The organism is Telluribacter humicola, from assembly GCF_017355935.1.
In the GTDB taxonomy this organism is placed as follows: Bacteria; Bacteroidota; Bacteroidia; order Cytophagales; family Spirosomataceae; genus Telluribacter; species Telluribacter humicola.
This window is the reverse complement of the sequence record NZ_JAFIQT010000001.1, coordinates 221,207-234,613: the sequence shown is the minus strand read 5'-3', so window position 1 is coordinate 234,613 and position 13,407 is coordinate 221,207. Positions and strand designations below refer to the sequence as shown.

The following is a 13,407-nucleotide window of genomic DNA, read 5'->3' as shown; positions in this document are numbered from 1 at the left end:
TTACAGATAGCCTAACCTTTAAAAATATGCTTCCTATGCCACTCAAGGTTTTCGGGTAGTGGGTGAAAGCGGGATTCTTCTGGCAGGAGAATAGAAGTACCTCCGAGTTTCTTGATTGAATAGGATGCATCGGTACTTTCGGTAAAGTGCTTACTAACAAGTACTCTATGATTTTCATCCACAGCTATCATTCCTCTGTCAAATGCCCGATGAAGATTTGGGCAAAGCGCAATACCATTGCTTATAGTATCATTATAGCTCCTGCTGAATGGTACTATATGACAGGCATCAATCATGGATACATTAAATGTAGCGTCTATTTTCAACCCTGAGATACTGCACGTGTAGCCGTAGTACTTAGGTACATCCCGTTTAAAAGCACCGCCTCGAATATAAATTTCCTGTTGAAATAACTCCCTCTGCTTTACATCTCCGGACATACGCTCTTTGAGCTGACGAATACGGGCTGCATAGGTACCCGGATCTTCATTGATAATCTGGTTGCTGATCTTCTGGAAATAATCACCTGCTCTACTTAGATCAGTATTTGCCTGCTCAGGAAAGTACTTTTGCAAAACAGCTTCCCTTAATATGGTTCTACTTCTAGCCTGTGACAGTATAACCGCTAGCTCTACATCAATCTCTGCATGATCCACCGCACTGGTAAGGTTACGGAATGAATGCATAGAACCTGCATTTTCTATCCAAATCTCACAACCTGGGTTTGGTACCAGACGCCACCAGTCCTTCTTTTCATTAGACAAATGGTAGAAAGGTTGTGCAATAGTAGCCTGATATCCCTCTGCTGTAACAAGAGTAGACCAGTTAGCAGTAAAAAGCCCAACTAGCTCGGGAGTAAGGCAAATATTTTCATCAATAACCAAACCCATCTCAAAAGCCTGAATAAGGCTTAGAACAAGTACAGGTTTATGAGGCGCCGCAAAACCGTATTTCTTCTTACTGGCAGAATCCTGTTTAAGTGAAGTTAGTACTTCAATGTAGTAGGCCAGTGATTTCTCAGACATAGTGGGTACATTACTTACTACTTACGCTCGAACACCGCCTCATTCCATTTTTATATCGGCACAAGTTACAGTTCTTTCTACTTCTGTCGATCCGGTAGCGTAAGGGCCTTAAAGCGTCGGGTCAGGTCCGTCAGGGAAGCCTCTACGCCCATACGCTCGAGCGAGGAAGCGCCGACAAAGCCGTGGGCATCGGTGGCATCCAGGACCTGGCGTACATCCTCCGGCGTATTGACCGGTCCACCGTGGGTCAGGAAGAACAAGTCGGGATTGACGGCCCGGGCGGCTTCTATGATCTGCTGGGTACGCTCAATGGCGTCGTCCATGGTGCAGGAGGCTTCTACTACGCCAATAGAACCACCTACCGTAGTACCTACGTGGGCAATAATGGCGTCGGCACCGGCTTCGGCCATCTGCCGGGCTTCCTCCGGTTTGGCTACGTACACGATGGAGAAAAGCTCCATTTTGCTGGCAATCCGAACCATCTCTACTTCCTTGTCAAAGCCCATTCCGGTCTCTTCCAGTACCTGCCGGAACTGCCCGTCTACGATGGAGTGGGTCGGGAAATTATTAATGCCCGAAAAACCCATTTCTTTTACCTTCAGCAGATGGTGCCAGATCCGGCGTCGGGGGTCGGAGCCGTGTACGCCACAAATAACAGGGATTTCTTCCACCACGGGCAGTACTTCAAACTCTCCGATTTCCATGGCCACGGCATTGGCGTCACCATAGGCCATCAGGCCAGCCGTGGAGCCATGTCCGGCCATCCGGAAGCGGCCTGAATTGTAGATAATGATCAGATCGGCCCCGCCCTTTTCGATGAATTTGGCGCTGATCCCCGTCCCCGCTCCGGCCGCAATAATGGCTTTGTTCTGATCCAGGGTAGCCCGCAGGCGCTCTCTGACCTCTTGTCGGGTATAAGGATTCCCCTTACCGGTCCATGGATTTGGCATAATAGTCTATCTTAATTTTTTGAAATGATAAAAAGGGTACCCTAAGTACCTGTTTTTGTTATTTTGTCCTTTTGAATCAGGTCCAGCAGGGTTTGTACCAGTACTTCGGCAAACGCCTGGTCGTTGATATGAGCATCTACCTCTCTCACTTCTATATGTTCCGCGGCATGGGTCTGTATCGCATCAAATAAAACCCTATTTGTTTCAGGACGAAAAAATACGCCTCCTCCGGCATCGATCTGTGATATTCCTTTCAGGGGCAACAGCACAGCCACGGGAGCCGCGGATGGATTTAGTTTTTGGGCCAACTGCTCACCCAGTTGCCGGTTCTCTTCCGCATTGGTCCGCATCAGCGTGACATCCGGTGCCCAGCGGTACATTTCCCGCTGCCGGTAGGGCTTGGGTACTGTATCCGGATGAGCAAAGTTAACCATATCCAGACAACCCGGAACCACCACCTGCGGAATACCCATCCGAGCCGCGGCGGTCAGTCGTTCGGGACCGGCGCTGCAGATACCCCCGCACAGGTCATCAGCCAGTTCGGTAGTTGTTAAGTCCAAAACGGCGTCAAAGCAGCCTTCCCGGATCAGGGCTTCCATGGTTTTGCCGCCCACGCCCGTGGCATGAAAAGCCAGTACCTCGTAGCCTTGTCGGGTCAGTAGTTCGGTGCAGGCATCAACACAGGCGGTGGTGTTGCCAAACATGCTGATGGCGATACTACCGGCCGAAGCGGTCGTAGCGTTTCGGGCTACCCCAGCCATGGCACTGATGGCCGCCGCAGCCTGTTGGACCAGCGGGCCAATGATGCTGTTGAGTCCGGCAACGTCTACCACCGAGGGCATGAGGGTAATATCCTTGTCGCCGACCTGCCGGGACAGATCCTTGGCGGCCACCGTACTCAGACACAGTTTGGGAGTGCCCAGTGGTACGGCCTGCATAGCGGCCAGAGCGATGTAGGTACCTCCGCCGCCCCCCATGCCAATAACCGCTTTTACTTTTCCTTCTTCTACTAATCCGGATAGTACCTTAGCGGCTCCCCTTCCCATGCAGTCTACGGCTTGTCCGCGATCCCGCCTGGTACGTAGGTCGGTGAGGGTGGTTCCGGCGGCTTCGGCCACCGCTTCCGATTCAATATCTACCAGAAACCGGTCAGTAGTGCCCAGCACGCCGGTATTGATGGTCAAGACGCGCTCGCCCTGCCCCAGCAGGCATTCCCGCAGCCAGGCAAAAACCTCGCCTTTGGTATCAAAGCAACCCAGTACTACGATAGATTGATCAGAGGCAGCCATTTACTATGTTCATTAAATGGATGAAAGTTTTAGTCTCTAATAAATAGGATCAGGTCATTAAATCCAAAACCAGGCTTGTTGTAGGCAAAGGCTCAGTGAGCTGTCCAACGACGGACACAGCTGTTCATTTTAGAACAATTTTTCCACCAAATAATCAATTAACATACTGATAATCATACCCCTATTTCTGTGGCATTAGATTAGTATTACTAAAAAAAGCAGCCTTTAATAAGGCTAAGTACCTAACAATCAGTTGCGCTTTTATACTTCTACTCTGATATGCCATGAAAAAAGAACTACTTTTCTTACCAACACTGGTATGCCTTTGCCTGCTCCTTTGGAACTCGGCCCGGGCGCAGGAAAATCCGCAGGTTTTGGTTGGTACTACTGTTAGAGCGACGGCAACTGTCCAAGGTACCCTTGTTGATTCTACCTTTCTCCCCAAGACGCACTGGCTCATTGGAACCTGGAAGGGAATGACTAATCAGGGGCCTTTTTATGAAACCTGGCGGCAGCAGAATGACAACTCGCTACGCTGTTATAGTATCGCTATAAAAGGAGGAGATACTACAGTAAAAGTAAATTCCCGAATCGTGTTGAGAGAGGGTACTATTGTGTTCGAGGATCCGGATGTATGGAAAGCCACCCGAGTCACTACCAATGAAATGACCTTCGAGAACCTGACTGACAAAGGTATGAGGCGGATCATCTGGCTCAATACAAAGGAAAATCATTGGTGGACCTTAATTCAATATCCCAAGAGTACTTTCTACTACGACCTGGTCTCTATGCCCGAACTGGATAAAGCGGTGAATAAGCTGTTGCCGAAGTAACCACTTCCAGCTCTGGAGCTACCTGTTTTTCCGGATCTGTATTTAACAAGAGTCATCTCGGAGTATGAATAATGGTTTAGAGCTGAATCTGTACTAACAAATTACTACAGCTCCGTCAGCGTAATATCCCTGAACTCTACCTGCGCCGCACCGCCCGAATGGATCTGGACCGCAATGACGCCCTTGTTAGGGATGTTAGGGTCTTTCTCGATGTACTCACAGGTTTTAACACCGTTGATGTATAGTTCGTGGCGGTTGCCCTGGCAGCGGATGATGTAGCTGTTCCAGCCGTCTTCGCGGAGCAGGTGCCGTAGGGTACTTAGGTCGCCCCCTACAAGCTTTTCACGGCGGTGTTCATCGTAGATATCACCCCAGTACCCGTGGCCGATGTCAGCCTGGTACCCAATCATCTTGCCGTTCTGGACGAGGGACCGGTACTGAATGCCGCTGTTGATCATACCCGTAGCCGGATTGCCGGACAACCGGAACAAACACCGAAACTCAAAATCACCGTACTCACGGGTGGTATACAGGTAGCTGTTGTCAGGTATCTTTTTGACGCCATCGCCACTCCTGATCACGCTATCAGCTACGTACCACCACTCCGCTTGGGCCGAGTCGACGGTTTTCCAGCCGTTCAGGGTCTTACCGTCAAACAGGGAAACGGTTTTGCGCGCAGACTGGGCGTTTGCTGCCGATGGGCCAGAAAAGAGCCCCAGCGAAAGTGCTGCTACGGTGATCAGAGACAGGTAGGTAGGAGTGATGGCTTTCATACGTCAGGGATTAGTACGGCTACTTGTAGAAAAGCGTCAAAACATGGAAACTACCAGTTGGGCCGGAAAATATCTACTGAGTGGACATCGGGATGTAAGTACCCTTGGACCCGGTAGTACTGTACAGCTTTATCATTAATTTAGCGGCCGGATTACCACTACCCGCTATGACTATCATAGACAAACTAGCCTGGATTGAGATTCGCGACGGCAAAATACTGAGCACCCGGAGCCGGGGCCGAAGTAAGTACTACTTTCCGGGAGGGAAACGGGATCCCGGCGAAAGTGATTGGGAAGCGCTCTCCCGTGAGATTCGGGAAGAACTCACTGTGGAGCTGGTTGAGGACAGTATCCGGCTGGTAGGTGTATTTCAGGCGCAGGCAGACAACCAGCCCGAAGGCGTGGAAGTGAAGATGACCTGCTATGAGAGTAGCTACGAAGGTACCATAGCCGCCTCCAACGAGATAGAGGAGGTCGTATGGCTCAGCTACTATGACCGGGATAAGGTATCGCCGGTCGATCAGATCATATTTGACTGGCTGAAAGAACGGGAACTCCTGCAGTAGTGGCTTCTATAAGGTCAGATAATCATATTTCAACTTACTCAATATGCTAAAAAAGATACTCCTGCTGATACTCATCAGCCTGCCTCTACAGCAGGTACTGGCCCAAACCAAAACCAAAGAACAGAAAGAGGTAGAGCAGATGGTAGTGCTGTTTTTTGACGCCCTGACAGAAGCCAGCATCCCAAAGATGAAGGAAACGGTTACGGAGGATTTTCTGCTGTTGGAAGACGGGATGGTTTGGAATATAGATACGCTGGCAGTCAAATTCGCCGTCACACGCCCGGCCGACTTCAAGCGCCTCAACAGTTTTGACTTCTTCAACACCATTGTGAAGGGCAACTTAGCCTGGACCAACTACGAGAATACCGCGGTAATCACCCGCAACCAAAAAGAAACAACCATCCGCTGGCTGGAATCGGCCATTCTGGAAAAGACCCGAAAAGGCTGGCGCATCCGGGTACTGCACTCGACGGTAATCCGCAGAAAGCTGTAGCCAACTAAGCTACCGCGTCAGCGCCTCAATCACCTCCCGGTGCTGGGGATACTGCGCCAGCAGCAGCTCCCGATCGGCCAGTTCGAAATCAGCAAAATCAAAGCCCGGCGCTACGGTACAGCCTACCAGTGAGTAGGTGCTGCCAGGAATGGGGCGGGAGCCAAACCAGGTACCCGCCGGTACCGCCGCCTGAAACACCTCGCCCCGCTCTGGATCAGGCCCTAGCCTGATGACTTCCAATAGACCATCCTCCGGATGGATGACGTACACCTCCAGCGGATCGCCGGTATAGAAGTGCCACAGCTCATCGGACTGGATCTGGTGCAGTGCCGAGAAGTGGTGCCCTTCAAGCAGGAAATATATCCCGGTACTGAACACCCGACTGCCTCCAAAGCGGTCGGGCAGGGCCGACTGGGGGATCTGTTCCGCGGAGCGGTAGGTTTCAGCAAAGTACCCTCCTTCGGGGTGGGCCTGCATGTTGTATTTATTTACCCAATAACTGGCTGGTTTCATAGGTAGGGGTTAGCTAGTAGTTTTTAGCGACGGTGTATTGATTAACAAGGTTATTAATTCCGTGGCCTGTGGGGACACAGGCTACGGTTTGCAGCTTTCTTATATTTATGATCTACTTAACCAATACAGTTAATGTTAGCTTTTGTAGGTGTTATCATACACGTGGGGCTACCTTTCGATGCCGCATGGCCCGCAGGCCAAAGATACCACCCAGTACCAGCACGACCAGCGCCTGGTGCCCAAACAGGCCGAACAGCCACTGCGTCAGGTACAGGCTGGGAATGGTAATAAAAAAACCAATGGAGGTAACGATAGTAATGGCCGTAGCCCGATAATCGACGGGAGCGTGCTGGGCCACAAGTGCCGAAAACTGCGGCGAGTCACCCGCTGCACTCATGCCCCATACAATCAAGTACCCTACCAGTACCACTACCGGCAACAGCGCCATACCAAGTACCAGTCCACAGCAAATAGCCGATATCAGCAGCGCCAGCCAGGCGGTCCGATGGCTTCCCCACCGCTGCGACAGTTCACCCAGTGAGACGCAGCCCAGAGCCCCTACCGCTATAATCACGAATGACCAAAGAGGTACATCCAGTCCAGTTCCGGTCAGTCGGGTATAGGTGAACAGCAATAGCGGAACGAAGGCCCAGAAGGTGTATATCTCAAACATATGGCCAAAGTACCCAAAGGCATACCGCCTGAAATCAGGTACCCGGAATACCTCCCCGAGCATGGCAGGATTGAGCCGCCCGGCCTTCCGCCGGAAAGGTCCATCTGCTACCAATAGGCCTACTACCAGTCCACCGGCTACGGCCAGGGCCGACGTAGCCAGGATCACGTATCGCCAGTCGAGCTGCACCGACAGGGCCCGGATCAGGTGCGGAAATGCGGTCCCCAGTACCAGCGCTCCCACCAGATAGCCCAGTGCCTTGCCCAAACCGGCCTCATACCAATCGCTGCAGATCTTCATCCCAACGGGGTACACCCCGGCCAGAAAAAAGCCTACCGCCATGCGCGTCATGAACAGGCCCGGGAGCCACTGGTAGCTCAGCAGTACTCCCGCGTTGGTCAGGGCGGCCAGTAGAGCCGACAGCATAAATACCCGCACGGGCGAGTACCGATCGGCTACCGAAAACCAGGAGTAGCAAAGAGTACCCAGCACAAAACCCAGCTGCACGGCCGTGGTCATGGTAGGCAGAAAGGTAGTAACGCCGGGATGAAAGGGCTGCAGATTGAGCAAAACGGCATTGGGAGCAAACCAGAGCGAAGTACCGGCAAACTGTGCCGCTACCAGCAACGGCAGAAGATAAGCAGGACGATGACGTATAGTACTGGCTTCCATTGGTAATGTACCTGCTCCACTGATCAGCAGGTATCCCGTCTTCATACAAAACAGAGACTACCTGTCAATAGGTTTAACTAGTTTCGGGCCTCCAGATGCACACAATGTACAATTCGGAGCAGACAGTTAGTATCAAAGGCTAAGTACAATATTCTATAAAAAACAGCTAGCTTCCACTAAAAAACTGGCTAAAAAAGTGGCTCCTGTTCCAACCTTTTGCTGCACCTGCACCTCTTATATACAGTAATCACCTAGTTAGCCATGAAAAAAATAACACTCACCCCCATCGTTACCGCCGGACGGTACACCCTCATGCTCGCATTTCTGGCCGTAGCCTTTACGGCTTGTCGTACTGCCGAAGTTGCAGTTACCAATGACCTCAAATCTGTTTCGACGGAGTATTCTGTCAAAGGACGCCAGGGATTCCAGATCGGGCAGGTACTCACCTTCGGCGACTATACTACCAGTAAAGTAAAGCGCGGCTGGACATTCAGCTATTCGATACCCTTTGTAGCCCGCTTCAACGGAGCCCGTGAAAAACTAAGCTTCCAGCAGTATGGCCCCGGTGGCCGTTCGGCGGAGGTAGCCTTTGTAAGCCGTTTTAGAGATGTGGATGTATCGCCCGTACGGGAGTACTTCTCCCTCTCAACCAACTACCGCAACTACTTTGCCGGTGGTATTGAACTCAGCGGCTCTAAGGAAGGCTGGGAGTTTATCGTCCACAACGTAGACGGCGGCCGTACGCTCAAAAACACCACGTTAGGCTTTATCCGCAGCAACACCGACGGTACCCGCATTGATATTGTGGGTCTGCGCGAACTGGAAGGCGGCTCCAAACTAGCTAATCCTACCACTGTTTACGGCTACGAGTTCCAACTGGATGGTAAGACCATCGGCGCGGTATCGACCCTGAACAACGGGAAAGTTTGGCTCAAAGACAATATCCACCCGGAACTGAAGCTGGTACTGGCGAGCGTATCGTCGGGCCTGATGCTCCGCCACAACGTGGAGGAGACGCACGAACAACTTACTATGAATAATTAATCAGTTAATATCCACACCACGGGAGGTTTCAGGCCTGGGGCCGCTGTCTGACAGTGGCCTCAGGCTTTTTCAATGATAGCTAGTAATATATCGCTTAGCCAGCGCGTAGGGTACTTTGACAGCAATAATCTAATAAGTATCTCTAATAAGTACTTTGAGCGTTTTGACTTCATCATAGAAGCCGTTATAATTTATATTTCTCTGTGCAATAGAGGTACCCGAGCAGTCAAAAATATAGCTCATGGGCGAAGAAATAAATGCGTTCTCAAAAGCCAGAAACTGCTCATTACGGTAGGAGTATACTACTACGCGCAAAGGCCCGCTTTTGGGTTGCTGGAAGGAAGCTAATTGGTTTTTAGCCCATGGAATTGTTTCCAGGGGGGCGTCGGCGAAGCAACCGTCGCGCAGGCGATCAGGGCCAATACCACACTGCTCAGCTGTTGAAATCAGCGTAAGCAGGAGGGCTGCCAGCAGTATCCGTATTTTCATAGATGACAAGTTTTTCAGGTGAGACTCTCCCCTACTGCTATTGGTTGGAAGATAGATGCTTTTTTTCTTGCTTATCCATTTGTCCCAAGTTCCTGCAACTACCCGTTATGGCCCTTGGATTCTGGCCAGTACCACTCCGTATTTTTCGTAAAGAATCTCCTTGTTCTGCACTCCCTCCAGGCGGTGCTTTCGGGCCAGTACGATATCACTAGTGCGAGGTGTACGTTCTTCGGCAAATAGGCCGGAGTAAAAATGAAAGCTGGGGTAATAGTGATCATACACCACCAGATTAGTATAGCCCCGCTGTTTGGCCAGCAGAGCCGCCTGCTTCACCGGCTCCTGCAGGAGATTGGCCAGCCGGGGCATCCAAAGAATATTGATCGTCACCAGCAGTACCAGTCCGGCCAGTAGCAGCCGCAGGTCCTTGGGCCAGCTCTTCTTTACTTCCAATACCAGCAAGACCAGCAAGAGTACTCCCATAGCGATGTAATACTCCTGATTAAACTCAGCGGCGGCTCCCTGTATGACCTCCACAACATAAGCATCATTGATCATCGGAATAAAGTTGGGCAGCGTAAAAGGCGCCACCAGCAGAATGATCATGAATACCAGCAGGGGCCAGATCAGCGGCAAGCCGGGATTGTAAGCAATGTACCAGGCTGCCAGCACAAAGAGTGGCGTATAGCCGTAGATAATATAGTGGTGCAGCTTGGTACCCGACAGCGAGAAGAACACAAAGATAAAAACAAACCACAGCAGGTGGAACGAGAAGTACCTGTCGTGCCACAGGTAGCGCAGCCTGCCAAAAGCCGAAAGTACCACCGCCGTATAGGGTAGTAGCCCCACCAGCAGGATAGGTACAAAGTACAGGATGCCGCCGTAATGGCCTTCAAAGGTAGTCCGGAAGCGGTTGACGTTATGGCTAAGGAAAAAACCATCTATGAATGCCTGCCCCATCTGTTGGTACTGTAGTAAGTACCACGGCAGCGTAATAAGCAGAAACAAGAGGATACCTGAGCCGTCGAGGACCCGCCAGAGCGGCCGGATACTCCGCCAGCGCAGCAGGTACAGGACCGTAACCGCACCGGGTACCAGTACCGCAATGGGGCCTTTGGACAGAAAGCCGAGCGCCGAAAATCCGTAGAAAAGAAAGGTATACTTCCTATGACCGCCCTGCAGTATCTCGTACTGGCTAAACATGGCCCCCACCAGAAAGGCATTGAGCAGGGCATCGGCCAGGGCCGCCTTGCCAATGATGGTGATCTGTAGAGAGCAGGCTGCCATGAGTGTGGCGTAGAAAGCCTCCCGCTCGCTCAGTCGCTTTCGCACAAACAGGAATATGGCCAGCATCCAGCCCAGAGCCGCCACGGCCGAAGGCAGGCGCATGGCCCATTCGTTCCAGCCCAGTAGCTGCGTAGCTCCGTACTGTAGCCAGTTGGTCAGGGGGGGCTTATCAAAGCGGGGTTCCTGGTTAATATAGGTAGAGATAAAATCTCCACGCAGAGCCATTTCACGCGTTCCTTCGGCAAAGAAGCCCTCATCCTCATCAAACAGAGGGGCATTGCCCAGGTTCCAGAAAAAGCCAAAGGCTACCACTAATAATAGAATAAGATGGCGGTACCGTCCAGCAAAAATCATACTATTCAATTCAGTTTTTCAGCAATAAGAAACATAGTTCCGGCTTATACAGCCATCATACCGCCGTCAATGGGTAGCGCCAGTCCTGTCACAAAGGTATTGCGGGGGTCGCATAGCCACAGAATAGCCTGTGCCGTATCAGCAGGTTGTCCGTAACGCCTCATGGGAATATTCAGTTTGAATTTTTCTTCGTAGGAGGGATTCAGCTCGAGTAGCTGTTCAAAGAGCGGAGATCGGGTATACGTAGGACAGACCGCATTAATCCGGATGTTTTTGCGGGCGTATTCGGCTGACGAAGCCTTCGTAAGCCCTACTATGGCGTGCTTGGTAGCGGTATAGATGGAGCAGTTGGCAAAGCCACGTAACCCGGCCAGCGAGGCTACATTCACAATACACCCTCCGCCCTGCCGGAGCATCTGACGGATCTGGTACTGCATTCCAAAAAACACCCCACCCAAATTGATATTAACAACGCGATGGTACTCCTCGGCGGGTACGTCGGCAGTGCGCGCAAATACTCCTCCCACTCCCGCGTTATTGATAGCTACATCCAGCCTGCCGTAGGTCCTCACGGTTTCGGAGACCAGTTGCTGTAGCTGATCGGGCTGCGCTACATCACAGGTAATGAACATGGCTTCGGCCCCTTCCTGGCGGACCATTTCTACGGTGGCATGTCCCCCTTCTTCGGCCACATCAGCCACTACTACACGGCCTCCCTCTCCGGCAAAAGCCAGAGCCGTAGCCCGGCCAACTCCCGAGGCGCCCCCCGTAATGACTACTACCTGGTCCTGGAATCGTATCATGCGCTCAGTGGTGGGATAAGTCATGCTGTTGTAGAGAAACAACAACCTTACCTAACAAACTTATAAAAACCGACTGAGACTCCCACTGTTATCCCCAAAAAGATATCAGGTCAGAAGGCCTTTCTGATGCCACGCCTTAGGGTGCGCCTCCCAGTACTTTTCGATATAATAATTAAGGAGGACGCTACTTACTACGCCCAGCATTGAGCCCACGTACACATCGATCATAAAATGTTGCAGGAGGTACATACGTGAGTAGCCCACCATCGCGGCCGGCACCAGATAAAGCGCCTTGAGCCACGGAGTACGACTCATGAAAGCCAGCATCGCAAATAAGGCAAAGGCCGACGTAGTATGTCCGGAGGGGAAGCTCCCGTTCTGGTACATCTGCACCCCCTCCACCTTATGCAGCCAGGGCGCTACCTTAGCCATGGTATACCAGGGGCGTTGTATGTCAGAAAATATAAAGTTTTTACAGATCTGTACGATCATACCCGCTATCAGGTAGCTGAGCATAATCAGCAGGGCTCTGCGGAATGAGTATAACAGCGTCAGTAAGGCCACTGCGAATATAAAAATACTGTCGCCCAGGTGGGTGCTGTACTTAAAGAGGTAGTCAGAAAATGGATTCCAGTTGTTATTAATCGAAATAATGATATCACTCTGCGCATAAAAGAGCTGTACAACCCCCATTGCCAGCCACAGGATTGCAAAGGGGAGCAGGAATGGCCACTGCCGGTAAACAAATTGCCTCATCAGTAAGCGGATTTATGAGCAGAACAGGAAATTGAATAGCAGTGATCGCTTGTCCGCCTGCTCAGCAACGAATTGGTATTAAAACTGGATTTCGGTCGAGGTTGTGAATAGCACGCCTTTGTCGCGGGCTTCGGCATAGATCGGATCCGCCAGATATCCCAAGCCCGTCACGTCCGACATACAATCGGTCAGTGCCACCAGCTTCGGTACCAGTTCGGGTGCATACTTCAGGATTTGCTTCATGCTGGTCCCTACGCAATGCGAGCGGGCCTCCCCCACAAGCAGTACCCGGTCATAGCGGTTCAGCAGCGTAAGTAGGGAAGTGTTCAGCTCAGTTTCGGGGGCTCCGGGCACGGGTACCTGGGCTCTGAATACGCCGAAGTGCTCAGCGAATGGATGTACTCCCTTGATCACCGCTTCATAATCACGACCAGTACGGTGTACCCACTCCCGAATGGCTCCGGCAATGGCGTCGTCCAGCGCCGCACCACGTGTACCGATCAGGCAATGCTCGGGCCAGATATAGTGCTGAAACTCCCCCTGAGCTTCAAGGGTACGAACGTACTCCCTACTATAGTCCGCTTCGTAGCGGGGTATCCAGCGTCCGGCGTCTACATCGGCGGCCGTGATAGGAGTGAAGGGAGCGGGCGGATTACCCTCCTGATCTTCCCAAAAGCCGGGGTGAGCGATGTTCAGTACGTGGTGGGTATCCAGAGTTACTACTATCTGATCTATCTTCCCGGTATGCTCCCGGATCAGACCCGCAATGCGTACTACATCCTGATCTGCCCCCGGCACGTATAGGGCACCCGCAGGATCGCAGAAGTCATACTGGGCATCTATAATGAGTAAAGCGGTTGTGTTCATAGTGACAAATATAGATTTTTGAT

Annotated in this window: 15 protein-coding genes; 4 read left to right on the top strand and 11 right to left on the bottom strand. The window is 51.6% G+C overall.

The annotated features are described in order from the left end of the window. Positions 1–11: 11 nt before the first annotated feature. The 3 genes from JUB14_RS01015 to JUB14_RS01005 all read right to left on the bottom strand — a co-directional run bounded on the left by JUB14_RS01015 (position 12) and on the right by JUB14_RS01005 (position 3,264). On the bottom strand, positions 12–890 hold the full coding sequence (locus JUB14_RS01015; RefSeq protein WP_207503686.1) for an HNH endonuclease: 879 nt from the start codon (positions 888–890) through the stop codon (positions 12–14). Positions 891–1,102: 212 nt separating this feature from the next. Beyond that, complete coding sequence (locus JUB14_RS01010) at positions 1,103–1,975, bottom strand: phosphoenolpyruvate hydrolase family protein (RefSeq protein WP_207503685.1); 873 nt, start codon at positions 1,973–1,975, stop codon at positions 1,103–1,105. Between the two features lie 41 nt (positions 1,976–2,016). Further along, the gene (locus JUB14_RS01005) at positions 2,017–3,264 is read right to left on the bottom strand and encodes a Tm-1-like ATP-binding domain-containing protein (protein ID WP_207503684.1); all 1,248 of its coding nucleotides are present in this window, start codon (positions 3,262–3,264) and stop codon (positions 2,017–2,019) included. A 284-nt stretch (positions 3,265–3,548) separates the two neighbouring features. Between JUB14_RS01005 and JUB14_RS01000 the strand changes: the two genes are divergently transcribed. After that, a complete protein-coding gene (locus JUB14_RS01000) occupies positions 3,549–4,097 on the top strand; it encodes a DUF6265 family protein (protein WP_207503683.1) in 549 nt (182 codons plus the stop codon). A 104-nt stretch (positions 4,098–4,201) separates the two neighbouring features. Here JUB14_RS01000 and JUB14_RS00995 read toward each other — a convergent pair whose 3' ends face one another. Beyond that, entirely contained in the window at positions 4,202–4,870 is a 669-nt protein-coding gene (locus JUB14_RS00995) for a 3-keto-disaccharide hydrolase (protein ID WP_207503681.1), read from the bottom strand. A 167-nt stretch (positions 4,871–5,037) separates the two neighbouring features. Between JUB14_RS00995 and JUB14_RS00990 the strand changes: the two genes are divergently transcribed. Further along, complete coding sequence (locus JUB14_RS00990; RefSeq protein ID WP_207503679.1) at positions 5,038–5,436, top strand: NUDIX hydrolase; 399 nt, start codon at positions 5,038–5,040, stop codon at positions 5,434–5,436. A 43-nt stretch (positions 5,437–5,479) separates the two neighbouring features. Further along, positions 5,480–5,929, top strand: coding sequence for a nuclear transport factor 2 family protein (locus JUB14_RS00985; RefSeq protein WP_207503677.1), 450 nt, complete (start codon positions 5,480–5,482; stop codon positions 5,927–5,929). Between the two features lie 9 nt (positions 5,930–5,938). Here the strand turns inward: JUB14_RS00985 and JUB14_RS00980 are convergent, their stop codons facing one another. Together JUB14_RS00980 and JUB14_RS00975 are read right to left on the bottom strand one after the other, a co-directional pair. Further along, positions 5,939–6,442 (bottom strand): cupin domain-containing protein, encoded by a 504-nt coding sequence (locus JUB14_RS00980; protein ID WP_207503675.1) that lies wholly within the window; start codon positions 6,440–6,442, stop codon positions 5,939–5,941. 154 nt (positions 6,443–6,596) lie between these two features. After that, entirely contained in the window at positions 6,597–7,832 is a 1,236-nt protein-coding gene (locus tag JUB14_RS00975; protein ID WP_229367465.1) for an MFS transporter, read from the bottom strand. A gap of 216 nt (positions 7,833–8,048) precedes the next feature. Between JUB14_RS00975 and JUB14_RS00970 the strand changes: the two genes are divergently transcribed. After that, positions 8,049–8,831 carry a hypothetical protein gene (locus tag JUB14_RS00970; RefSeq protein ID WP_207503673.1) on the top strand — a complete coding sequence of 261 codons (783 nt, stop codon included), beginning with the start codon at positions 8,049–8,051 and terminating at the stop codon, positions 8,829–8,831. Between the two features lie 129 nt (positions 8,832–8,960). Here JUB14_RS00970 and JUB14_RS00965 read toward each other — a convergent pair whose 3' ends face one another. The 5 genes from JUB14_RS00965 to JUB14_RS00945 form a co-directional block, all read right to left on the bottom strand. Then, positions 8,961–9,320 carry a hypothetical protein gene (locus JUB14_RS00965; protein ID WP_207503671.1) on the bottom strand — a complete coding sequence of 120 codons (360 nt, stop codon included), beginning with the start codon at positions 9,318–9,320 and terminating at the stop codon, positions 8,961–8,963. Between the two features lie 105 nt (positions 9,321–9,425). Continuing rightward, the gene (locus JUB14_RS00960) at positions 9,426–10,958 is read right to left on the bottom strand and encodes an ArnT family glycosyltransferase (RefSeq protein WP_207503669.1); all 1,533 of its coding nucleotides are present in this window, start codon (positions 10,956–10,958) and stop codon (positions 9,426–9,428) included. A gap of 44 nt (positions 10,959–11,002) precedes the next feature. Further along, positions 11,003–11,785 carry a glucose 1-dehydrogenase gene (locus JUB14_RS00955; RefSeq protein ID WP_229367464.1) on the bottom strand — a complete coding sequence of 261 codons (783 nt, stop codon included), beginning with the start codon at positions 11,783–11,785 and terminating at the stop codon, positions 11,003–11,005. Between the two features lie 81 nt (positions 11,786–11,866). Beyond that, entirely contained in the window at positions 11,867–12,517 is a 651-nt protein-coding gene (locus JUB14_RS00950) for a phosphatase PAP2 family protein (RefSeq protein WP_207503667.1), read from the bottom strand. Between the two features lie 78 nt (positions 12,518–12,595). Next, positions 12,596–13,384, bottom strand: coding sequence for a cysteine hydrolase family protein (locus JUB14_RS00945; protein ID WP_207503665.1), 789 nt, complete (start codon positions 13,382–13,384; stop codon positions 12,596–12,598). Positions 13,385–13,407: the final 23 nt, after the last annotated feature.